The organism is Bradyrhizobium sp. USDA 376 (assembly GCF_054063675.1).
Window position 1 is genome coordinate 2,124,253 of record NZ_JBSSGN010000001.1, and the last position, 20,465, is coordinate 2,144,717.

Consider the following 20,465-nt stretch of genomic DNA (forward strand, 5'->3'; position numbering starts at 1 on the left):
GACCGGGCGGACAAGCTATCTGGCGGGCCTTCTCAAAGCGGCGTGAGAATCTGCCAGATGACCACCAGCACCACGACCACCATCATGACGTAGATAATCCTACGGCCGGTCTGGTTTATTTGGCTCATCGGATCACCCTGCACGGTTTGCCCTTCTTGCGCAGTGGCCCGCCATCTGGTGTCGGCCCTCCGAGGTGCAAGGCCCACATGATGCCACCCCCCAGCTTGCGCCCGTCTACCTCGATCGGATCATCCTCGAACGGGCGCCCCAGCCTTGATCGGTCATTGCCACGGGCTGACACCGCCTGCGCTATCTGGCGAAACCGGAGTCTAGAAGCTTCAGAGTCGAAATCGGCCACTTGCCGTCGTGGCCACCGATCGAGATCCGGAGCCCGTGCACCTCGTCAAGGAAGACGTGATCAACCGTCCCCGCCTTACCGTCGGTCAGGATAGCCCCCCTGCCGATTAGCTCCGTCTCGGCAGCATGAAGTTCTCGAAGGATGTTCGTCGCTCGTTTGGTCCAGTCATCGGACATGGTCATGCCCTACGCGGCTGGCGGATTAGTGAAGATCAGTCAGAGCGGCAGATGCATTGAGGCCATCGGCGCTTCGCGCGAATCAGTGCCGCCAACCGTCCTTGTCGAGCTCGACCCTGAAACCTTCCGGCAGCCGCGGCGTCTCGCCTTCGGTCACGACTTGCAGCGCGGCTTACTTCGGTGGGCGCAAATCGCCTTGAAGCCACCGGCCATTGGAATGCATGGAATCTTCATGCGCTGCGAATGTCGTAAGTGCGTGATTGCAGACAGCGCAGCGAAACCTGTGCAAGTCCACGCTTAGGCTTGCTGACTGCGAATGTCGAGTTCGGCCGCGTCGATCAACGCTTTGGCGGCGGCAAATTGCCCAATTAGCGTGTCGAGAACGGCGGCTTGGGCTTGGATGGTGGCGATGTTGGCAGCGATTGTTGCCATGATGGAGCATTTCGTTTTTTGCTAGGTGGGATCGTAGTCGGTCGCAGCGAAGCCGCCGAACGACGGCCACGGTGCTGCGGGTTCAGGCGCGGGCATGATCGGCTTGTAAGCCGGCTTCGGCAGCGGCGGTGGTGGTGACGGCGGCGCAGGTGGTGCGGCTGGCGCTGGCTGCTCTACACGCGAAGGGAGAGGAGCAGACGCGACCTTCACGATCGGCGGAGCCGGAAGCGCTGGAAGAGATGCTGCGCGAGCCTTGGCGCGATCGATGCGCTCTCCCAGTCCTTCCAACAGGCTAAACTCAACCCGCTCCTGGAACGCATTGACGCGAACATGCTTGCCGATCAGCTCCAGGCGGCGCAGTCGATCACTCAACCTGATCTTCTTGACGTGACCGACTTGCCTACGCTCCTCGCCCGCCCCTTCGTATAGCGCGTCGATCTCGACACCGGCAACGAGGCCTTGCCGCCAAATTTCCGGCCAAGCGTCTATGGGCTTGAGGTCGCCGCGCTCGTCGTACAGGTCAGCAAGGTCGGCTTCAGCCTCATCGGCTAGCGGCGACGATGACGAGCAGGGCCCGTGAGTGCCTCGGGCAAACGAACAGCTCTCAGCTAGCGATCGGGCTTTGCGCGCCCCTCAGAATGTCTTGCTTTCGGCAGAACAGGGCGCAACATCTGGCTTGCCATATTCACTGTCCGGACGGCGCCCGCTGGATTCATTGTACGTTACGTACAGAAGCGGCGCGTTACGAACCCAATTGACCCTTCAGGGCTGTCCCTAGAGAAAGGACATCAAATCACAGCGCTCCGCGGAGTCAGCTATGCTCCACCGCAGGCACGCGGTTAAGGAGGAGAGGATTTGATTTCGAATGAGATTCTGCCGATGATCAGCGAAACGCTCGCCGCCATGCGAACCCACCGTAACCGCATCCACCGCTATCGCCGTTTGCTTGAAACAGAGGTCGCGGGGCTTGACCGCCAGTATGTCGAAAGACGTCTGTCCGAGGAGCGATGTGCTCTCGACGCGCTAGTCTCGGCTATTTTTCCCTTGGTTTTCAAGTTCCCAAAGGCATCTACGCCTCCTAGGGAGATCGAAAGCAGTGGCGTACCAGAGCCCGGAGCCACTCAGGGTGAAGCCCGCTCTGCGTTAGAGGGTTCGCGGCGCGAGGCAAAATCAGGAGGCGCGTTCAAGAGAGCCTGCCGTGATCAAATTCAGCACAAAAATGGGAAAGTTCGCCGGATTTGTGCAGGCAGGACTGCGAAGATCAGCGGCTTCTTCCTATGACTAGTTAGATTTTCACTTTTGCATCGATCGCGCAGCTCGAATGCCGGCGAAGAAGCGCTGAATTCGAACGGGCAAACGCAGCGAGCGCTTATTCATCGCGCGCCCGAAAGGTCCGTAGCCTACGGACTCAGTCTGAAACTCTAGAAATTAGTGCGAAACATATCTCAAATGGGACTGTCCACTTTGACGCACGCAGCTATAAGTTGAGACATGGGACGATGGCGTTTTCAGCATTAGTTATGCGAACCATTTTTTGAACTGTTGCTATGCTTGAGGGTGACGAGAGAACGGGGGCAGGTCCGAAAGGAGCTTTGTTTTGCCCGAGTGAATTGCGCATCGCTCGTGGGGAACGGCCCAGTATGATTGGTACGCTTGATCTATTGGGCCGGCCTGCGATTTTGATCGATCAGAATGGCTTCGTGGCGGCTGTCAACGACAACGCGTCGAAGCTTTTCGATGACGATCTATCGGTGAAGGGACGGCGTCTGTTTGCAGCGGATGCTCAGTCACGACTGAGGCTGGACCGACTGATCACTCAGGTCCGCTTTTTGTCTGGCAAACCGGGCCGTAGCACCTTGCAAACAGTTGTCACCCGGAGTCAGCGCCGGCCGATTGTCATTGATGCCATCGTTCAGGACTGGGAAAGTGCAGGCGATCCCCTCCTCCCGGACATGGGCGCCCTTCTGATCCTGACTGATCTGAATGAAATACCTCGCGTCTCGCAGAGCTCTGTCATGGAGATCTTTGGATTGACTCCCGCGCAGGCTCGTCTCGCATCGCTGCTGGTGGAGGGAAAGTCGCTGGAAGAAATTGCATTTTATATGAACATTTCGTCGGGGACAGCGCGAAACCATCTGAAAGCTGTCTTTTTGCGAACCGGGACCAGGCGGCAAGCTGAGCTAGTCTCGCTATTGTCCCGGCTTCTATAACCCCGCCCATCCAAACTGGCCGGCCGGCTGCATTCTTCTCGCTGTGCAGGTCAACGTTTCCTGGTTTTCGATGACGGAAAGCTGACCAAGACTTAGCCAACAAGCCTACCTTGTCCATTGTGTGATGCCCGCGATACCTCGGCCTGGGCATTCGCTATGGCGGCGGTCAATTCCTCGCATTTCTGAGATTGTCTCAATGTTCCCCAAGCCGAAATCCGTCTTGTTGCCCAACACCTATGCCTTCGAATCCGAGCCGATGGTGAAGGCCACGGGTTTTCGCGAATACGACGCGCGCTGGTTGTTCCAGAAGGAAATCAACCTGATGGGGATCCAGGCGCTCGGCATGGGGCTGGGCGCGCTGATTGCGGAGCTCGGCGTCAAGCAGGAGATCGTCACCGGCCATGATTTCCGCGGCTATTCGGCCTCGATCAAATATGCGCTGATTTCCGGCCTGATGGCTGCGGGCTGCAAGGTGCACGACATCGGGCTCGCGGTGACGCCGATGGCCTATTTCGCGCAGTTCGACCTCGACGTGCCCTGCTGCGCCATGGTCACGGCCTCGCACAACGACAATGGCTGGACCGGCGTGAAGATGGGCGCCAACCGCCCGCTGACCTTCGTCCCCGACGAGATGACGCGGCTGAAGGAAATCGTGCTCAACGCCGAATTCAAGAACAAGGCCGGCGGCTCCTACCAGTTCCACGAGAACTATCCGGCGCGCTACATCGCCGACCTCACCAGCCGTCCGAAGCTGACCCGCAAGCTCAAGGTCGTCGCGGCCCGCGGCAATGGCACGGCCGGCGCGTTCGCGCCGCAGGTGCTGGAGGCGATCGGCTGCGAGGTGATCCCGCTCGACACCGAGCTCGACCACACCTTCCCGAAATACAATCCGAATCCGGAAGACATGGAGATGCTGCACGCGATCCGCGATGCGGTGCTGCATCACAAGGCCGATGTCGGTCTCGGCTTCGACGGTGACGGCGATCGCTGCGGCGTCGTCGACAACACCGGCGAGGAAATCTTCGCCGACAAGGTCGGCGTGATGCTCGCCCGCGACATGTCGGCGATCCACAAGGACGCGCAGTTCATCGTCGACGTGAAGTCGACCGGCCTGTTCGTCACCGATCCCGTGCTGCAGAAGCAGGGCGCCAAGGTCGCTTATTGGAAGACCGGCCATTCCTACATGAAGCGCCGCACCCACGAGACGGGTGCGCTCGCGGGCTTCGAGAAGTCCGGCCACTTCTTCTTCAACAAGCCGTATGGGCGCGGCTATGACGACGGCCTGGTGTCGGCGCTCGCGATCTGCGACATGCTCGACCGCGCGCCGGGCAAGTCGATGGCCGATTTGAAGAACGCGCTGCCGAAAACCTGGTCGTCGCCGACCATGTCGCCGCATTGCGCCGACGAGACCAAGTACGGCGTCATCGACCAGGTGGTGAAGCATTTTGAAGGCTTGCAGGCCAAGGGCGCCAGGATCGGCGGCCAGGCGATCCGCGATCTCGTCACCGTCAACGGCGGACGCGTCACGGTCGAGGACGGCAGCTGGGGCCTGGTGCGCGCGTCCTCGAACAAGCCCGAGCTCGTCGTCGTGGTCGAGAGCCCGGTCTCCGAGCAGCGCATGCACGACATGTTCGAGATGGTGAACAGCGTGCTGCGCACGCATGCCGCGGTTGGGGAATACAATCAGAGGATCCAAGGTGGCCTTGCTGGGCCGATCCGGCAGGCGAGGACCGATACCGAATTTGACTAATTAAGCTCGTCCAAGTTTCCGTAATCTATTTGGAGCAAGCCGTGACAACCAATCTTGTTTCTTCAGGCACGACCACGCTCAGTTCAAACTCCTCCAACAACTATCTCGTCTATGGTTCTGGCGCGCTTGTAATTGCTGCCAGCGTCATGCTTCCGGGACAATCCCTAGCGGGGATGACACCGCCCCAGTCGCTGTATCCAACCGTTCGCGCCAGAAGGGTGGAGCAGATGAGAGCGTTTCGGGCAAGATTCATCGAATAGCCGCGAAAAACGGCGTGCGTCCTTGGCATTAATCCCTCCTGGGCTCTTCGACCCGTAATCCGCGCGCCCCTCCTCTTCCAGGGGCCGTAGTACTGAAAGGCTAATCGCCATTTTTTGGTCTCAAGCGCCCTTTCACGCTGAAGTTGGGTAAGATTGAGTTACCCCGAAAATCGGTAGCAGAAAAGGAATTGCGGATTAGAAGAAAGGCAAGGCGGGCAGCTAGGCCTTAACTTGGATAGGTGGGAGGCTTTCATCCCGATGATTCAGTTATACTTCTAGTTCGCTCAGGCCGCCTGAACTGTCGTCAAAAACCTGTCGACTTCGATCCTCAGTTGCGCGCCGTTGGCGGACAGCATTTAGGCGGACAACCAAGCTGACCTGAAGCTCAGTCGGTTTCTGTTGCCCTGTCGCAAAATTACCTCGTGTAGGATCACACGCTCGGTCACAAAAACGGATTTTCCCCGTTCTACCCATTTCAATCGAAAAGACTGCTTCTCGGGTCGTTCGGGAGGCTTTTTCATGATCGGGTTGGGTTGGCGATTGGTTCACTGTCATTTGGAATCATAGCAGTTTACCCGAAACATGAAGTTAGAAGAGCTTGCGCTTCTCGTGCCTCCAGCGAGCCTAGGTACCGAGCAAATGGCGGCAGGGTCTTAACCGGCCCGGAGGGCGGATGTCTTTTGATGGCCCTTTCGAGGCCGAATTGGCGGGTTGAAGCAGCGCAAGCAAATGAAAGGCAAACTTGCCAAACTTTTTTGGCTCCAGCCTCGCCCATTTTTGCGCTTGCCAAATTGGAAGATCCAGAAGCAGCGCAAGCAAATGGCGTGCGCCATTCAAGACAAAAATTGGTCAATTGGTCACCGGCAACTTACCCTAGGGTTTCGACCGTGCCTGTGGAATTTCGAGACCTGCGCTGGGCGATCGTCGCGTCCAAGCACCGAAGCCTCCGCCAAGCGGCAGAGGCGCTCAGAATCAAGCAACCCACTCTTAGTCGCGGCCTGCGCAATCTCGAATACAGGTTGGGCGTCACTCTGTTTAAGCGTACCAATGGCGGCACACGACCTACCGTTGAAGGGCAGGAATTCCTCGAAGCTGCCCGGCGTTTCGTTGATGAGACGGAAGCAATCACGGTTCGTGGCAAGAACCGCTCGCGTGGTGAGAGCGGCCGATTGACCATCGGCATCCACACTTCCCTGTCAGCCGGCAATCTCCGGGCCACTCTCATCGAGCACCGGCACCGCTTCCCCGATGTCGACAGACAACTGGTTGACGGAGCGAGCGACCATCTGATTTCGGATCTCGCCAGCTCCGCGATTGACGTCGCCTTTGTGGCCGGCCTCAGTCCAAGGTGGAGCGACAGGTCATTGTTGCTCTGGAGCGAGCGTGTCGTTGCCGCCCTCCCCGCGAACCATCCGCTGACAGGTCGTGACGTAATTCACTGGGGCGAACTGAGGCACGAATCGCTTTTGATGTCGCAGCGAGGCCCGGGACCGGAATTCCTGAAGCTCCTTGACAGCAAATTGGGGTCTTCCGATCCTTGCCCGCTGGTTCGCCATGATGTGGTGCTCGACCGTCTTCTCTCCTTGGTCGGCGTGGACTGGGGCATTCTACTGGTATTGGAAAGTGCGACGGGCGCAGTCTATCCGGGTGTCACCTTCCGCGAGGTGCATGATGCCGAGGGGCCGACGCGGCTGAGCTTGCGCGCTTATTGGCGGCAGGACAACGCTAATCCATCGCTGCGTCCGTTGCTCGACCTGCTTCGGGAGCGCTATCCTGATATTTCCGCTGCCCCAGATGCGAGCTGAACAGCATTTCGTCGGGCCTTCGCAAAGGCGCGGTCGGTTGCGATAAAGCGCCCAACCATTGGCGATCAACTTGGCAGCCTTGGTCGGCGTCGTCGCGCCGCCGCTACGCGTCAGAATCGGCATAGCTTTGAGATCCCTGAAGACTGCAGCATCTGTTCGAGCATCGGCATCGGGGTGTCACGATCACCCCTGGGGGGCGGCATTTCCTGGACGAGGTGCGTCGCGGTGTCGAACATTCGCCGGTGCTTGCTGTGATCGCTCACAGTCCCGGCAGGCTGAACCTTGGCTGCCGCCGACTCGCGCCCCTAATCGCTGAACCTAGCGCTCGTCGACGGCCGAAGCACCCACGGGAAAGCGAACCAGACCCATGCGATGATCTGAAGGACAAGATTGAGGAAAAAGGCTATCTGGTACGCGATCTCCGGATAATGCCCCGCCTGAGGCGTCCAATGTTCAAGGACGACGCCAGTGGCATATTGCAGGACAAACGCTCCACCGATATGGAACACGTTCAGCGCAGCATTGGCCCGTCCGGCAAGCTCTTTCGGGAAATAACTAGCCAGGATCGCATAGCTAAGCACCGTAGCTGCGCCGACGGCGGCCACAGCGGCCCACAGGACGTATGATGACAACGGCCATCGCAGGATAATCGCGAATTGCACGGCAATGAACATAAGGCCGACGACCGCGAGGAGCGCCTCTGTTCCAATGCCATAGCGACGCAGCCGATCAGCCAGAACGCCTAGCAGGAGCGCACCCAGGCTGAGCGCGACGGTCATGACAAGCAAATGTTGCACCAAAGCAGCGCGATCAAGTCCCTCGACGTCAGTGAACCACTGCGCTGCCCAAAGTCCCTGCAGCGCCCAGGCGGTGCCGACGGAAGTCGCTGATAGCGGCGCCAGACGCCAGAAATGCGGATCGGTATAAATCTTCTTCAAGCTGGCCACGGCTGTTCCACGCAGGACCGGCGTTGCCGATGCACTCTCCGGCACCAAGAGATAGATCATCGAGATAGATCATCGCCGAACAGCCGGCCGTGAAGACAGCTAACAATGCGAAGAGCGTCCTCCACCCAACCCAAGCCAGCAACCACTGCGCCGGCGAGGTCGTGGTGACTGCTCCCAATGCACCGAGCATGACCATCAGGCCGTTGAGAAACGGAAGACGGTCCTTCGGAAACCAGAGAACGAGGGCTTTCAATCCGGCGGTCAGGCTCGCGGCGACGCCGAGACCGAGTAGCGCCCGGCCTAGAAGCAGCATGAGCAAATTGTCTGACGTAGCAAACAATGCGGCGCCGACCGCAGCAGCAACCAGCAGCACGCTCTGGATCAGCCGCGGACCATATCGATCCAGAAGGATGCCGACGGGTATCTGCGCTACCGCGAAGGTGAGAAAATAGACCGAAGTCAGCAAGCCAAGATCACCAGCGTCGAGCCCCAATTCCGATGTCAGGGGAGCGGCGATCAAAGCGTTGATTGTCCTGAAGAGGTACGAGAGGTAATAACCGACAGCAAAAGGTAGAAACACCCGCATGACAAGTGCGGAGACACCCATCACGTCTGCAACTGATCGTCGCGGCACGTAGGTGCGGCTTGGGCTAGGCGGCCGCGAATAAGGCGTGGTTTCAGCGCCGTTAGATCTCTCGCTGTAGCGGGATGTTGGTCCGGTCTGGAAAGGTTCGAATGCTGCCGCCCTCCCGCACGGCAGCATTCGGCTCTGACCCGCCATCAACCGTGTCGGACAGACGACGGTCTGGTTCTGAAGACCTGCAATTCGTGCGGCGATCCGCGCTTGCCGCAAGGTGGCTCGCCCAGCGGTTCTTATTCGTCACGAGGCGCCGGTTCATCGTCTCCCGGAGGAGGGATGTCCCCCGCTCAACACGACGTCCTACTTGCGCAGCGAACTCATCGAAGCGTTCTGAGCCCACCACAGTCGCCATATGCTGCTCTGCCGCCGATAACGAGGGCGTAACAGCCAAGTGAAAGCGCGCGTGAAGGGCGACGGCCTCATTCACCATCTTGAGATCGGCACCGAGACGCCCGATCTGATCGTTCAACTCAGTGAGGCGGCCTGCCACGATCGCGAAATGTTCAGCAGCGTTATCGGATTCGAGAAAGCTATCGAGCGCGGCTTCAATAAGTTCTGACTTTGTGACTCCCGTGCGTGTAGCCGCGGCGGTCAACCGCGTTGACATGGATTCGCTGAGATGAACGCCGGTCCGGGATTTCATGAGAGGACTCACTGTGAAGCGCCTGGAGTGTTGCAGTAACGGGCCACTGCCTTCGTGCGTGTATCGCACGTCATCTCAAGTTTCAGATCGGATTCAGCCTCAATTTCCGGATGCCCGCGGCGCCAGCTCCCACGCTCGACGGCGGCTAGAAAGCTGTCGAGCTGAGCATTGAATGCTGTCGGCTCTTCCAGATTGATGGTGTGGCCGGTGTTGGGACAGATCCAAAGACCGGCGTTGGGAAGCACTGCTTTCAGCATCAGGTTAGTCTCAAGGCAGGGCGCGTCTTCATCGCCCAGGGCCAGCAATACCGGTGTTCGCATCGTTGAGAACTGATCGGCCAGATCATGCAATGGCGGTCGCACCCCCTGACAGCGCGCCATCGTATTCGACATACCTAGCGGTGAGTGGTGACGCAGGCGTTCCTGGAACTCTTCCCAGCTCCGTGTGTCCTTGTATTTGAGTTGAATACGAGTCTGACCATGCGCCATTCTCCGGGCCATCGCGTCCATCCCGCGCTCGATGAAAGCCCGCGCGAGAATGGAGGTTTCTCTCGACCAGGCGTCCTGCTGGGAAGGAGCCGATCCGGATCCCACACCGGCCGCGACAATCGCGCTGGCTCTCTTCGGATAGCGTAATCCGAACTGCAAGGCGGCATATCCGCACATGCTCAATCCGACCAGGTGTGCGTGTTCGACAGCGAGGCCACGCATGACGGCGGCGATGTCGTTCACAGCGAGCTCCCAGCCATATAGCGTCGGATCGTCAGGAACGTCGCTGGGGGCATATCCGCGAGCGTTGAAAGTGATGCAGCGATAGGCACGAGAAAAGTAGCGAACCTGGGTTTTCCATCCGCGGCTATCTGAGCCGAACTCGTGCAGGAAAATGATCGGATGACCTTCCCCGGCTTCCTCAAAATAAAGCTTCACACCCGTGGCATCGATATATGGCATCTGACTTCCTGTTCACCTGAACGCGTCTACGTGAGCAAAATGCTGGTCTATGACCGGATTTGACTTGATGGGCTTTCGTCCCGGCCGTTTCTGCAAGGCAACGCTGAACGATCGTCCCCTTATCAATTTGTTGCCGCGCGTTTCACCTTTGAAAACCCCTTGTCTGTTGCCATGAATCTTTGGATCATCGGAGCGATGAGCTTGGCGGGATCGGGTGCCGGCTGTCCGCTCTCGCGCGCGATCGCCTCGGCATAGGCGAGGAGATTGCGATGGACGGCAGCCGGCAACTCGACGGCGATCTTCACCGGCTTATCGTCGAGGATGGTTCCGAGCTTCAGCTTGCTCATCGGCTTGCCTCCTGGCGGTAGGGAGCCAACACCAAATCCCGCGTAACGATGACCCGCACCGGGAAACCTGGCCGGATGGTCAGCGTCGGCTGGATGTTGAGCTGGCGCTGCACGATCTGCTGGCCGGTCTGGCTGATGCTGTTGGACGCGCCGCTACGGATCGCTTGAACGAGGTTGTTCTCATTCTGGCTCGTGCCCGCCTCGCCTCCGACGCTGAGCATGGTCGAGAGGACGGCAGCCTTGAACAGCATGCCCCAGTGGTTGTCGACCTCATCCTCGAGACCGGCATAACCACCGGTGTCGGCGCCGGGCTGGCGCTCTAGCACGATCGAGTTGCCATCCGGCATGATGATGCGGGTCCAGACCAGGAGGATGCGGGACTGGCCGAACGCGACGGAGCTATCGTACTGACCTATCAGTTTGGCACCCTGCGGGATCAGAAGATATTTGCCAGACGGACTGTCCCAGACCGCCTCGGTCACCTGTGCGGTGACTTGGCCGGGCAGATCGGAACGAATGCCCGTGATGAGCGCAGCCGGAATCACGGTGCCCGCCTGCACGACGTAAGGTGAGGCCTTGGCTTCGAGCCGTTCCGGACTGACCGTGCGCTTGTCTGTCGGAGCAGTGAGGAAGGCCGTCTTGCGGTCCTGCATGTTCTGGGCAGATCCGGCATCGACGGGCGGTGTCGCGGCCGGAGTGGCCGTGGCGCCAGCGGAGGCATTCGGGATGAGTTGGCCGACGCTCTGCGGTTGCTGAGCAGTTTGGGCAAAGAGGCGGCTGACCCGCGCCGCCTCGATTTCCTGGCCCCTGCGCTGCGTCTCGGGATCTGACGTCGCCGCCATCGTGTTCGGTGCAGCGCCGGTGTTGAGGATCGGCTTGCCGAGATCGCCGGGCAGCGGCGGCCCGAGCGGCGGTGCTTGACGCGGCAGGCCGGTATAGTCTTTCGGCAACCCGGCCAGACCCTCGGCCGAAGGCCGGTTCTGGGTGCTGAGCAGTTCTTGGCCGCTCTGCGCCTTGTTGCCGGTCTGGAGCGCGTAGCCGAGCGCGCCCGCGACCGCGAGGGCAGACAGCGCGCCGAGGCCGACAAGGACCTTGCGCGAGAGCCGTGTGACACGGGGCCGCTCGCCTCGGAGCCGCAGGTCCGGCGGCGCGACGGGCGGAATGTCGCCCTGACGTTCGTCTTCGCTGTCTATCGCCATGCGCGCGGCCTTCCGTCGGTGCGGACGATGCGCACGCGCCGCTCACTATCCTTGTCGCCAAGACGCAATTCGGCGGCGGCGAACAAGCGGTCGACGATGTAGTAGTTACGGTTTGCTCGGTAGTTCACCAGTTCGGAGCCGCCGGCTGGACCTATCACGAACAGCGGCGGCATTTCACCCTGGGCGATACCGCTTGGGAACTCGATGTAGACCTTGTTGCCGTCATCAAAGGCGCGCAGCGGACGCCAGGCCGGGTCGTCGCCCTCAATAGAGTAGCGGAAGTTGATCGAGGCGAGATCGACGCCAGCCGCAATTGGCGCCGCAGTTTCAGCGGCCGCATTCTGCCGCCGAAGCGCAATCAGCTGGTCCTCGGGATACTGCCAGGAGACCGAGGCCATATAGGTCTTTTCCGTCGAGCACAGCTCGAGGAGATAGGTCCGCCGATCGGTGTTGATCACGAGATTGGTGACCAAATCCGGCCGCGTCGGCTTGACGAGGATATGAATCTTCTTGGTCGCGCCCGCGCCGCTCTCGGTATCGCCGATGATCCAGCGCACAGTGTCACCGGCGGCAACCGGACCGGAGCCGACGAGTTGCTCACCCTCCTGGAGGGCGACATCTGTGATCTGGCCGGGCGCCGTGTAGACCTGGTAGAGGGCTCCGCCGGAGAACGGATAGACCTGTACTGCGTTGATGAAACCATTGCGGACCGGCTGCACCCGTGCCGCGGCGTTGGCCTGTTTGACGCGAACCTTTGGATCGGCGGCTTCCGGGACGCGTTTGCCGGCGGCGAGCGGCTTCAACTGCCCGGGCAGTGGCAGCGGCTGGGGCAACTCCACGATTTTGACGGGCGGCGCCGGGTCGACGGTGAGCGTCGCAGGCTCCGCAGTGTCGTAGCTGATGTCGGGTGGGATGAAATTGTGCGCGCAGCCGCCAAGGGCTGAGACGGATATCAGCAAAGCCGTCAAAGCGGATTTACGGAAAGACGTATCGCCGTCCTTCCGGTTTTGATGAACGATGGAAAAACGCGAAGCCGGACCGCCGGCTTTTGCGAAAATCGGCGGGGTCATTGTCCCAGCTCCTTTGACCAGTTGATGGCGTTGACGTAGATGCCGAGTGGATTCTTGCGCAGCCGATCGGCGTCGGTGGGCGGCTGAATCGCGATGGTGAGGATCGCGGTCCAACGCGTGGTGCCGGCGAGCGCCCCGTCCTGAAAGCGGTGCTCAACCCAGGCCACGCGAAAACTGTCGGGCGAGGCGCGGATGACGCTGGAGACGTCGATCGCGACCTGCTGCTTGCCGAGATTGGCGAAGGGGTCGTTGGCGCGGGCGTAGTCGTTCAGCGCCGCCGCGCCCGCCGTGGTTGTGAAATCATAGGCCTGCAGCCAGTTGTGCCGCACGATGATCGGGTCGGCCGGAAGCGAGCGAACGATCTGAATGAAGTGGGCGAGATACCAGGCGATCTGTGGGTCGTTCGGCCTGTAGTCGGCGGTAGCGGGCGCCATGACTTGCGCTTCGCCGAGCTTGTCGACCTGCACCACCCAGGGAACGACAGTGCCGTGCGTGGATTGCCAGACGAGTCCACCGGCAAGGCCGCAGGACAGCATCAGCGAACCGAAGGCCATCAGCCGCCAGTTCCTGGCCTGCACCCGGGCGGATCCAATGCGCTCATCCCAAACTTGCGCTGCGCGCTGGTAGGGGGTTTCTGGTTCGGGCGTGCGGCCGTAACGAACCGACGATCGCCGGAAGACTGACATTCGTTATTCTCCTCCCGAGAGGTCGACGGAGTGGCCGCCGCCATGGCTGTCGCCGGATTTGAGGGCTTGCGCGGTGGTCTGAGCGCCGTGAATGACGGTCTGATTGCGCTTGACGCGTTGGGCCCAGGCGGGCGGACCGCTCTCGCTCGGCACTTGAGATGCGGCTCCATCGTTTGCGGCCGCGCCGCTCCGAATGGTCCCCATCGTCGAGGAGCCACCCGTGTTGGCGACGCCGGCACGGGCGCCAGAAGTGAAGCTCTCCGTCATTGTCCCTGCCGCTTGCGCAGCGGCGCGTCTGACGGGAGCTGCCGCGTGACTAGCCGCCGCACGGCCTGCACCGCCGAGACCGGACGCGACGCCGCCGGCGCCGGACCGACCGGCTGATGCGAGGCTGTAGGCGGAGGACATGCCGCCCGCCATCGCCGCACCGCCGCGCGCGGCAGCCGCAGCACCAGAGCTGGCTGCCATCGCTCCCCTTCCGGCCAAACCGAGCGCCGCGCCGCCGACCATCGCTGTACCGGCAACAGCCAGACCCGTGCCGACGGTAGCGCCCGCACCAAGCTGCGGCGCGCCGGAAACAAGCCCGGTCGCGATGCCGGGCCCGAAGATGCCGAGGCCCAGCATAGCGAGCGCCGCGAGCACGACAGAGAGCGCCTGCTCGATCGTCGGCTGGCCGCCGGCATAGGCGGTGGTGAACTGCGAAAAGAGCCCGGTGCCGATGCCGACGATGACGGCGAGCACCATGACCTTCACGCCGGAGGCAACGACATTGCCCAGCACCTTCTCCGCGAGAAAGGCGGTCTTGTTGAAGAGCGCGAACGGAATGAGGATGAAGCCGGCGAGCGTCGTCAGCTTGAACTCGATCAGCGTGACGAAGAGCTGCACCGCCAGAATGAAGAAGGCGATCAGCACCAGCAGCCAGGACACCATCAGCACGGCAATTTGTACAAAGTTGGAAAAGAAGCTGGTGAAGCCCATCATTTGGCTTGCGGAGTCGAGCAACGGCTGCCCGGCGTCGAGGCCGACCTGCGCAAGCCGGCCGGGCCGCAGGAAGTCCGCCGTCGAGATCGACGAGCCGCCGGCCTTCAGGCCGAGGCCTGCGAAGCTGTTGAAGATGATGCCTGAGAGCTTGGTGAAGTTAGTGATGATGAAGGCAAAGAAGCCGATGTAGAGGGTCTTCTTCACCAGTCGCTGGAGAATGTCTTCGTCTGCGCCCCAAGCCCAGAACAGGCCCGCGAGCGTGATGTCGATGACGATCAACGTCGACGACAAATACGTGACCTCGCCCTTGATCAGGCCGAAACCCGAATCAATGTAGGTCGTGAAAGTATTGAGAAAGGTGTCGATGACGCCGACGTTGTTCACGGCTTCTCTCCCTTTGGAACAGCCGTCATCGGCTGAGTGGCCGGCGCGGCTTGCGGCAGACGTGGCCGCGCCGGCCTGCCGAAGAAGCGCGCGCGGTTCTCCTTCCAAACCGCCTGGCAGTGCGGATCTTCGGCATCCTGGGGTCCAAGCTCGGCGCAGCGGAGCAGCTCGGCCGAGAGGTCATCGGGAGCGGAGACAGAGGGGGCGTCGGATACCGGCCGCTCGGCTGGACGCCGATGGATGACGTGCAGCGCGGCGAGGAAAATCACGAACACGACGATCATCGCGCCTGCGCGAAAGATATCCGAGCGCTCCATGATCGGTGCCTCAGTTGCCGCTGAACATGGTGACGTTGCCCGGCTGATAGCCGCTGCGTGTCGAGAAGATTTTGTATTGCTGCTGGCCCTGCGACTCGGTCGCCGTTACGCGCGCCTGCTCCAGCGCATCCGCCCGTCCCTTCGCGGCGAGCACCGCGACGAGATCGGATAGCTGCTGGGATTGCAGCGCGAGGAGTTGGTTGCCGGCTTGAGCGGCTTGCAAAGCGCCACTTGCCGACTGACTGGCGGTAACCAGCGTACTCATTGCGCTGGAGTTGGTCGAGATATTGCCGACGACGCCGGCCTGCACCTTCAGCGAGTCTTCGAAAGCGCCCACCGAGTTCTGCCAACGACTTTGAGCCGCGGCAAACATTGTTGCATTGGAGCCCGTCGCCGCCGCCGTGCCGTAGGTGCTGGAATACATCGTCTGGACGCGCTCGACGTTGAAGGCGATGTTCTGGGCCTGGCTCAGCAGTGACTGGGTCTTGGCAATCGATGACTGAAGCTGGGTCAGCGTCGACAACGGCAGGTTGGCGAGGTTCTTTCCCTGATTCACCAGGCTTTGGGCCTGATTGGTCAGCATCTGGATCTGATTGTTGATCTGCTGCAGCTCGCGCGCCGCGGTCAGCACGTTCTGGCTGAAGTTGGTGGGGTCGTAGACGATCCACTGCGCAAGGACCGAGGTCGTCGAAAGCGGCGAGATCGAAAAGGCGAGCGAGAGAGCCGTCGCAGCGGCCAAGCCAGCGCGCCGCACTTCGAGAGCGGTCATGATTGCACCTCCAGGTTTGTCAGGTCAGGGATGAGATCGGCGGCCCACAGCAGTTCGTGATCGGCGAGCCAGGCGGCCGTGAAGTCGTCACGGCCGTGCTCGGCAAGCAGCCGTTCGATTGCGGCATGGTCGGTCTTGGAGGAGGCGGCGCAGAAGGCGAGCGCAACTGGCCCAAGGCCGAGCTCGAACAGCCGATTGCCGCGACGAGACTGGCAATAGTAGTCGCGCTTCGGCGTCGCCCGCGCGATGATCTCGATCTGGCGGTCGTTCAAGCCGAACCGCTGGTAGATGGCGGTGATCTGCGGTTCGATCGCGCGCTCGTTCGGCAGGAATATCCGCGTCGGGCAGCTCTCGACGATCGCTGGCGCGATGTTGCTGCCATCGATGTCGGAAAGCGATTGAGTGGCGAAGACGACGGAAGCGTTCTTCTTCCGCAGGGTCTTCAACCATTCCCTGAGCTGTTGCGCGAAGGCTGGATCGTCGAGGACGAGCCACCCCTCGTCGATGATGAGGAGGGTCGGCCGGCCGTCGAGCCGGCCCTCGATGCGATGGAAGAGGTAGGTGAGGACGGCAGGCGCCGCGCCTGCGCCGATCAAGCCCTCGGTCTCGAACGCCTGCACCGACGCAAAGCCGAGCTGCTCGGCCTCCGCGTCGAGCAAACGGCCGGAGGAGCCGCCGACGCAATAAGGTTGCAGCGCCTGCTTGAGTGCGGTCGATTGCAACAGAACCGTCAAACCGGTGATCGTGCGTTCCTCGGCCGGTGAGGACGCCAGTGACGTCAATGCCGACCAGACGTGCTCCTTCACGGTCGGATCGATGGTGACGCCCTCCTTGGCGAGGATTGCCGTCACCCATTCGGCCGCCCAGGCGCGCTCGGCCGCATCGCCGATACGTGCGAGGGGTTGAAGGGAGACTGAATCTTCGGCGCTGTTGGACAGACTTCCGCCGAGGTCGTGCCAGTCGCCGCCCATGGCAAGGGCCGCCGTGCGGATCGAGCCACCAAAATCGAAGGCGAAGATCTGGCTTTTCCGGTAGCGCCGGAACTGGATCGCCATCAGCGCCAGCAGCACGGATTTGCCGGCGCCGGTCGGGCCGACGATCAGGGTGTGGCCGACGTCGCCGACATGCAGCGAAAACCGGAACGGCGTCGAGCCTTCGGTCTTACCGAAGAAGAGCGGGGAGCTGCGGAAATGCTCATCCCGATCTGACCCGGCCCAGACCGCTGAAAGCGGAATCAGGTGAGCGAGGTTCAGTGTCGAGAGCGGCGGTTGGCGAACGTTGGCGTAGGCGTGACCCGGCAGAGAGCCGAGCCAGGCTTCGAGCGCGTTCACCCCTTCCGGCATGCAGGTGAAGTCGCGCCCCTGGATCACCTTCTCGACGAGGCGAAGCTTCTCAGTGGCGAGACCGGGGTCCTCGTCCCAGACGGTGACGGTCGCGGTGATGTAGGCTTGACCGACGTCGTCGGTGCCCAGTTCCTGCAAGGCGAGATCGGCGTCAGTGGCCTTATTCGCCGCATCGCTATCGACCAGTGTCGAGGCCTCGTTGGTCATCACCTCCTTGACGATGGCTGCAATCGACTTGCGCTTGGCGAACCACTGCCGGCGGATCTTGGTCAAGAGTTTCACCGCCTCGGTCTTGTCGAGGAGGATCGCGCGGGTCGACCAGCGGTAAGGAAAGGCAAGCCGGTTCAGCTCGTCGAGGATTCCGGGATAGGTCGCGGTCGGAAAGCCGACCACCGTGAGTGTACGAAGATGATGGTTGCCGAGCCGCGGCTCGAGGCCACCGGCAAGCGGTTCGTCCGCGAGCAGCGCGTCGAGATGCATCGGCGTCTCGGGGACGCGCACGCGCTGTTGCCGGGTCGAGATCGTCGAATGCAGGTAGGTCAGCGTCTCGCCATCATCGAGCCACGCCACCTCAGGCATGAACCCTTCGACAAGTTGCAGGACGCGGTTGGTCCGATCAACAAAACCACGCAGCAGCTCGTGGGGATCGACGCCGCTCTGCGCGCGGCCCTCATAGAGCCAGCCTTCGATCCGCGAGGCGTCCTCAGCCGGCGGGAGCCAGACGAAGGTCAGGAAATAGCGGCTCTCGAAATGCGCGCCCGCCTCCTCGAAAGCGTCCCGCCGCTCCAAATCGACCAGCGCTGATGCGGCGTCAGGAAAAGTATTGTGCGGATAAGTCTGGGCGGCGATGCGCTGGGCCTCGACGAAGATCGCCCAACCTGAGCCGAGACGGCGGAGCGCGTTGTTGAGTCGGGCCGTTACGCCGACCAGTTCGGCAGGCGTCGCGCTGTCGAGATCCGGCCCGCGGAAGCGCGCCGTGCGCTGGAACGCGCCGTCCTTGTTGAGGACGACGCCCTTCTCGACCAAAGCGGCCCAGGGCAGGAAGTCGGCAAGACTGTGGGGCCGGTTGCGGTATTCGGCGAGGTTCAGCATGGAAGTCTCACACGCCGAGGTAAGAAGGATAGCGGAGGTGGCGTCGAACGACGTCCACGAACTGCGGGTCGCGCTTGGCCGCCCAGACCGCCGCGGCATGGCCCACGGCCCAAATCAGCGCGCCGGGGATCCAGAGGTGGAGGCCGAGCGCTATTGCCGCGGCCAACGTGCCGTTGGCGATCGCAACCGTGCGGGGCGCGCCGCCCATCAGGATTGCCTCGGTGAGCGCGCGATGAACCGGCGCGAAGAAGCCCGGCACGTCTAGATCGATGATGCCGGCCATCACACCAGCGCTCCGCCGGAGAAGCTGAAGAAGGTCAGGAAGAAGCTCGACGCGGCGAAGGCGATCGACAGACCGAAGACAATCTGGATCAGCCGGCGGAAGCCACCGGAACTATCGCCGAACGCAAGCGTCAGGCCGGTCACGGTGATGATGATGACCGACATGATCTTCGCGACCGGCCCTTGCACCGACTCCAGGATCTGATTGAGCGGCGTCTCCCACGGCATCGACGAGCCGGAGGCGTAGGCCGCGGGCGCGATTGCAATGGAGATGACGGCAATTGCGGCGAGGCCCGTGAAGCGGAGTCGCACGCGACGGATCGCGGGAGGAAACTGGATCATGAGGGGTCTCCGGGAAGTGAGGATGGGCCGCCCGCCGCGGCAGAGTTGACGCGGTAGTCGCCGGTGGCGGGATCGAGGCCGGCGACGAGAGCAAGTTCAGCGAGGCGGCGTTCGCTGCCGCGGCCGCGCAGAACCGCGACGAGATCGATGGTCTCGGCGATCAGCGCCTTGGGAACAGTGAGGACGGCTTCCTGGATGAGCTGCTCGAGGCGGCGAAGCGCGCCCAGAGCCGTGCCGGCGTGAATCGTTCCGATCCCACCGGGGTGGCCCGTGCCCCAGGCTTTGAGGAGCTCCAGGGCTTCGCTGCCCCGTACCTCGCCGATCGGAATCCGGTCGGGGCGTAGGCGGAGGGAAGACCGAACCAGATCCGACAGGGACGCCACGCCGTCCTTGGTGCGCAGCGCGACCAGATTCGGCGCGCGGCACTGCAGTTCACGCGTGTCCTCGATCAGGACCACGCGATCGGTGGTGCCGGCGATCTCCGCCAGCAGCGCGTTTGTCAGGGTGGTCTTGCCGGTCGACGTGCCGCCGGCGACCAGGATGTTCTTGCGGGCCGCGACGGCTTCGCGGAGCATGCCCGCCTGCCCGGCCGTCATGATGCCGGCCGCCGCGTAGTCATCCAGGGTGAAAACAGCCACCGCAGGCTTGCGGATCGCAAAGGCCGGCGCCGCAACGACAGGCGGGAGAAGCCCCTCGAACCTCTCCCCCGTCTCGGGAAGCTCGGCCGAGACGCGGGGCTTTTCGGCATGCACCTCAGCGCCGACATGGTGCGCGACCAGGCGCACGATCCGCTCGCCGTCGGCGGCGGACATCGTTCGTCCGCTATCCTCCAGCCCGCCGGACAGCCGGTCGACCCAGAGCCGACCATCGGGGTTGAGCATCACCTCGACGATCGAGGGGTCTTCCAGGAAGGTGGCGATCGCGGGACCAAGCGCGGTGCGCAGCATGCGCGCGCCACGCGAGAAGGCTTCCGAATGGAGTGAAGTGCCCGCCACGATCGTCCCCCGTCGAGTACCAATCGCGGCAAGCGATCAGCAACGGGGATGGATAGAAAAGGCAGGAAACGGGTTAGTTCAACAAGTATTCAGGCGTCGTAGGAAGCGGGCGTAGAGCGGCGAAAAAATACTTGCTGCGTCGAAGCATGCTGATCGACAGTAAGCGCGAATTTCCCTCCACCTTTTGCTTTTGAGTACTCTGATGCATGAGGTGTCCACCAAAATAGGTGGGCACCTTGTGATGGCAGACGATGATCAGAAATTGCGAGTGAGGCTTGTTGGCCGGAACGGTCGCCGGCGCTACGAGGCGGCATCGAAGGAGCGTCTTGTCGCGACCTGTCTTGAGCCTGGGGTTTCGGTATCGAGACTTGCGCTCGAACACGGGGTCAACGCGAACCTGCTTCGGAAGTGGATCAAGAAGCACACCGCGACCAGGTCTCTGCCGCCATCTTCACCATCGGCGTTCATCCGGGTTCAGCTTGAGGAG

Annotated in this window: 24 protein-coding genes and 1 pseudogene; 6 read left to right on the top strand and 19 right to left on the bottom strand. The window is 61.8% G+C overall.

The window, feature by feature from the left end; translation table 11 throughout:
• Positions 1 to 309: 309 nt before the first annotated feature.
• From ACVJ19_RS09925 to ACVJ19_RS09935, 3 genes are all read right to left on the bottom strand, one after another.
• Complete coding sequence (locus tag ACVJ19_RS09925; protein ID WP_016847165.1) at positions 310 to 540, bottom strand: hypothetical protein; 231 nt, start codon at positions 538 to 540, stop codon at positions 310 to 312.
• Positions 541 to 831: 291 nt separating this feature from the next.
• Positions 832 to 966 carry a hypothetical protein gene (locus tag ACVJ19_RS09930; protein WP_016847164.1) on the bottom strand — a complete coding sequence of 45 codons (135 nt, stop codon included), beginning with the start codon at positions 964 to 966 and terminating at the stop codon, positions 832 to 834.
• Positions 967 to 987: 21 nt separating this feature from the next.
• On the bottom strand, positions 988 to 1,338 hold the full coding sequence (locus ACVJ19_RS09935) for a hypothetical protein (RefSeq protein WP_161170744.1): 351 nt from the start codon (positions 1,336 to 1,338) through the stop codon (positions 988 to 990).
• A gap of 483 nt (positions 1,339 to 1,821) precedes the next feature.
• Between ACVJ19_RS09935 and ACVJ19_RS09940 the strand changes: the two genes are divergently transcribed.
• From ACVJ19_RS09940 to ACVJ19_RS09960, 5 genes are all read left to right on the top strand, one after another.
• Positions 1,822 to 2,247 carry a hypothetical protein gene (locus tag ACVJ19_RS09940; RefSeq protein ID WP_223153798.1) on the top strand — a complete coding sequence of 142 codons (426 nt, stop codon included), beginning with the start codon at positions 1,822 to 1,824 and terminating at the stop codon, positions 2,245 to 2,247.
• A gap of 359 nt (positions 2,248 to 2,606) precedes the next feature.
• A complete protein-coding gene (locus tag ACVJ19_RS09945) occupies positions 2,607 to 3,176 on the top strand; it encodes a helix-turn-helix transcriptional regulator (protein WP_016848068.1) in 570 nt (189 codons plus the stop codon).
• A 196-nt stretch (positions 3,177 to 3,372) separates the two neighbouring features.
• Positions 3,373 to 4,926 carry a phosphomannomutase/phosphoglucomutase gene (locus ACVJ19_RS09950; protein WP_049801880.1) on the top strand — a complete coding sequence of 518 codons (1,554 nt, stop codon included), beginning with the start codon at positions 3,373 to 3,375 and terminating at the stop codon, positions 4,924 to 4,926.
• 41 nt (positions 4,927 to 4,967) lie between these two features.
• Positions 4,968 to 5,186: a hypothetical protein gene (locus tag ACVJ19_RS09955; protein ID WP_125459388.1), complete on the top strand. Its 219-nt coding sequence runs from the start codon at positions 4,968 to 4,970 to the stop codon at positions 5,184 to 5,186.
• Positions 5,187 to 5,869: 683 nt separating this feature from the next.
• Positions 5,870 to 6,991, top strand: coding sequence for a LysR family transcriptional regulator (locus ACVJ19_RS09960; RefSeq protein ID WP_011090981.1), 1,122 nt, complete (start codon positions 5,870 to 5,872; stop codon positions 6,989 to 6,991).
• Here the strand turns inward: ACVJ19_RS09960 and ACVJ19_RS09965 are convergent.
• The 16 genes from ACVJ19_RS09965 to trbB form a co-directional block, all read right to left on the bottom strand.
• Positions 6,955 to 7,050, bottom strand: coding sequence for a hypothetical protein (locus tag ACVJ19_RS09965; RefSeq protein WP_301309069.1), 96 nt, complete (start codon positions 7,048 to 7,050; stop codon positions 6,955 to 6,957). The genes ACVJ19_RS09960 and ACVJ19_RS09965 overlap by 37 nt on opposite strands.
• 246 nt (positions 7,051 to 7,296) lie before the next feature.
• Entirely contained in the window at positions 7,297 to 7,929 is a 633-nt protein-coding gene (locus ACVJ19_RS09970) for a hypothetical protein (RefSeq protein WP_223154147.1), read from the bottom strand.
• Positions 7,817 to 8,545, bottom strand: coding sequence for an MFS transporter (locus ACVJ19_RS09975; RefSeq protein WP_016848072.1), 729 nt, complete (start codon positions 8,543 to 8,545; stop codon positions 7,817 to 7,819). Before ACVJ19_RS09975 ends, ACVJ19_RS09970 begins: the two co-directional genes overlap by 113 nt.
• Positions 8,546 to 8,624: 79 nt before the next feature.
• Positions 8,625 to 9,221, bottom strand: a complete 597-nt coding sequence (locus ACVJ19_RS09980; protein WP_161170741.1) for a ribbon-helix-helix domain-containing protein — start codon at positions 9,219 to 9,221, stop codon at positions 8,625 to 8,627.
• Between the two features lie 8 nt (positions 9,222 to 9,229).
• A complete protein-coding gene (locus ACVJ19_RS09985) occupies positions 9,230 to 10,171 on the bottom strand; it encodes an alpha/beta fold hydrolase (protein ID WP_011090985.1) in 942 nt (313 codons plus the stop codon).
• Between the two features lie 122 nt (positions 10,172 to 10,293).
• Positions 10,294 to 10,518 carry a DUF2274 domain-containing protein gene (locus ACVJ19_RS09990; protein WP_011090986.1) on the bottom strand — a complete coding sequence of 75 codons (225 nt, stop codon included), beginning with the start codon at positions 10,516 to 10,518 and terminating at the stop codon, positions 10,294 to 10,296.
• Complete coding sequence (locus ACVJ19_RS09995) at positions 10,515 to 11,717, bottom strand: TrbI/VirB10 family protein (RefSeq protein WP_011090987.1); 1,203 nt, start codon at positions 11,715 to 11,717, stop codon at positions 10,515 to 10,517. The genes ACVJ19_RS09990 and ACVJ19_RS09995 overlap by 4 nt, the downstream gene beginning before the upstream one ends.
• Positions 11,708 to 12,787, bottom strand: a complete 1,080-nt coding sequence (gene trbG, locus ACVJ19_RS10000; protein ID WP_011090988.1) for a P-type conjugative transfer protein TrbG — start codon at positions 12,785 to 12,787, stop codon at positions 11,708 to 11,710. Before trbG ends, ACVJ19_RS09995 begins: the two co-directional genes overlap by 10 nt.
• Complete coding sequence (trbF, locus tag ACVJ19_RS10005; RefSeq protein WP_011090989.1) at positions 12,784 to 13,473, bottom strand: conjugal transfer protein TrbF; 690 nt, start codon at positions 13,471 to 13,473, stop codon at positions 12,784 to 12,786. The genes trbG and trbF overlap by 4 nt, the downstream gene beginning before the upstream one ends.
• A 3-nt stretch (positions 13,474 to 13,476) precedes the next feature.
• Positions 13,477 to 14,838 (bottom strand): P-type conjugative transfer protein TrbL, encoded by a 1,362-nt coding sequence (gene trbL, locus ACVJ19_RS10010; RefSeq protein WP_011090990.1) that lies wholly within the window; start codon positions 14,836 to 14,838, stop codon positions 13,477 to 13,479.
• The gene (gene trbK-alt, locus ACVJ19_RS10015; RefSeq protein WP_011090991.1) at positions 14,835 to 15,155 is read right to left on the bottom strand and encodes a putative entry exclusion protein TrbK-alt; all 321 of its coding nucleotides are present in this window, start codon (positions 15,153 to 15,155) and stop codon (positions 14,835 to 14,837) included. Before trbK-alt ends, trbL begins: the two co-directional genes overlap by 4 nt.
• A gap of 10 nt (positions 15,156 to 15,165) precedes the next feature.
• The gene (gene trbJ / locus ACVJ19_RS10020) at positions 15,166 to 15,924 is read right to left on the bottom strand and encodes a P-type conjugative transfer protein TrbJ (RefSeq protein ID WP_011090992.1); all 759 of its coding nucleotides are present in this window, start codon (positions 15,922 to 15,924) and stop codon (positions 15,166 to 15,168) included.
• Positions 15,921 to 18,359 (bottom strand): conjugal transfer protein TrbE, encoded by a 2,439-nt coding sequence (gene trbE, locus ACVJ19_RS10025; protein ID WP_011090993.1) that lies wholly within the window; start codon positions 18,357 to 18,359, stop codon positions 15,921 to 15,923. Before trbE ends, trbJ begins: the two co-directional genes overlap by 4 nt.
• Positions 18,360 to 18,366: 7 nt before the next feature.
• Positions 18,367 to 18,642, bottom strand: coding sequence for a VirB3 family type IV secretion system protein (locus ACVJ19_RS10030; protein ID WP_026312513.1), 276 nt, complete (start codon positions 18,640 to 18,642; stop codon positions 18,367 to 18,369).
• Complete coding sequence (locus ACVJ19_RS10035) at positions 18,642 to 18,983, bottom strand: TrbC/VirB2 family protein (RefSeq protein ID WP_011090995.1); 342 nt, start codon at positions 18,981 to 18,983, stop codon at positions 18,642 to 18,644. Before ACVJ19_RS10035 ends, ACVJ19_RS10030 begins: the two co-directional genes overlap by 1 nt.
• On the bottom strand, positions 18,980 to 19,978 hold the full coding sequence (gene trbB, locus ACVJ19_RS10040; RefSeq protein ID WP_011090996.1) for a P-type conjugative transfer ATPase TrbB: 999 nt from the start codon (positions 19,976 to 19,978) through the stop codon (positions 18,980 to 18,982). Before trbB ends, ACVJ19_RS10035 begins: the two co-directional genes overlap by 4 nt.
• A gap of 241 nt (positions 19,979 to 20,219) precedes the next feature.
• On the opposite strand from trbB, the pseudogene tnpA reads away from it, so the two are divergent.
• Positions 20,220 to 20,457, top strand: a pseudogene (tnpA, locus tag ACVJ19_RS10045) (IS66-like element accessory protein TnpA); the annotation flags it as partial.
• Positions 20,458 to 20,465 lie beyond the last annotated feature (8 nt).

What these genes read in the sequence shown, in the direction of transcription:
- trbJ (WP_011090992.1), bottom strand. Translation starts at nt 15,924, where the DNA reads ATGACCGCTCTCGAAGTGCGGCGCGCTGGCTTGGCCGCTGCGACGGCT.
- trbG (WP_011090988.1), bottom strand. Translation starts at nt 12,787, where the DNA reads ATGACCCCGCCGATTTTCGCAAAAGCCGGCGGTCCGGCTTCGCGTTTT.
- ACVJ19_RS09930 (WP_016847164.1), bottom strand. Translation starts at nt 966, where the DNA reads ATGGCAACAATCGCTGCCAACATCGCCACCATCCAAGCCCAAGCCGCC.
- ACVJ19_RS09980 (WP_161170741.1), bottom strand. Translation starts at nt 9,221, where the DNA reads ATGAAATCCCGGACCGGCGTTCATCTCAGCGAATCCATGTCAACGCGG.
- ACVJ19_RS09975 (WP_016848072.1), bottom strand. Translation starts at nt 8,545, where the DNA reads ATGGGTGTCTCCGCACTTGTCATGCGGGTGTTTCTACCTTTTGCTGTC.
- ACVJ19_RS10030 (WP_026312513.1), bottom strand. Translation starts at nt 18,642, where the DNA reads ATGGCCGGCATCATCGATCTAGACGTGCCGGGCTTCTTCGCGCCGGTT.
- ACVJ19_RS10035 (WP_011090995.1), bottom strand. Translation starts at nt 18,983, where the DNA reads ATGATCCAGTTTCCTCCCGCGATCCGTCGCGTGCGACTCCGCTTCACG.
- ACVJ19_RS09995 (WP_011090987.1), bottom strand. Translation starts at nt 11,717, where the DNA reads ATGGCGATAGACAGCGAAGACGAACGTCAGGGCGACATTCCGCCCGTC.
- ACVJ19_RS09950 (WP_049801880.1), top strand. Translation starts at nt 3,373, where the DNA reads ATGTTCCCCAAGCCGAAATCCGTCTTGTTGCCCAACACCTATGCCTTC.
- ACVJ19_RS09985 (WP_011090985.1), bottom strand. Translation starts at nt 10,171, where the DNA reads ATGCCATATATCGATGCCACGGGTGTGAAGCTTTATTTTGAGGAAGCC.
- trbF (WP_011090989.1), bottom strand. Translation starts at nt 13,473, where the DNA reads ATGTCAGTCTTCCGGCGATCGTCGGTTCGTTACGGCCGCACGCCCGAA.
- ACVJ19_RS09945 (WP_016848068.1), top strand. Translation starts at nt 2,607, where the DNA reads ATGATTGGTACGCTTGATCTATTGGGCCGGCCTGCGATTTTGATCGAT.
- ACVJ19_RS09990 (WP_011090986.1), bottom strand. Translation starts at nt 10,518, where the DNA reads ATGAGCAAGCTGAAGCTCGGAACCATCCTCGACGATAAGCCGGTGAAG.
- ACVJ19_RS09925 (WP_016847165.1), bottom strand. Translation starts at nt 540, where the DNA reads ATGACCATGTCCGATGACTGGACCAAACGAGCGACGAACATCCTTCGA.
- trbK-alt (WP_011090991.1), bottom strand. Translation starts at nt 15,155, where the DNA reads ATGGAGCGCTCGGATATCTTTCGCGCAGGCGCGATGATCGTCGTGTTC.
- ACVJ19_RS09965 (WP_301309069.1), bottom strand. Translation starts at nt 7,050, where the DNA reads ATGGTTGGGCGCTTTATCGCAACCGACCGCGCCTTTGCGAAGGCCCGA.
- trbE (WP_011090993.1), bottom strand. Translation starts at nt 18,359, where the DNA reads ATGCTGAACCTCGCCGAATACCGCAACCGGCCCCACAGTCTTGCCGAC.
- ACVJ19_RS09960 (WP_011090981.1), top strand. Translation starts at nt 5,870, where the DNA reads ATGGCCCTTTCGAGGCCGAATTGGCGGGTTGAAGCAGCGCAAGCAAAT.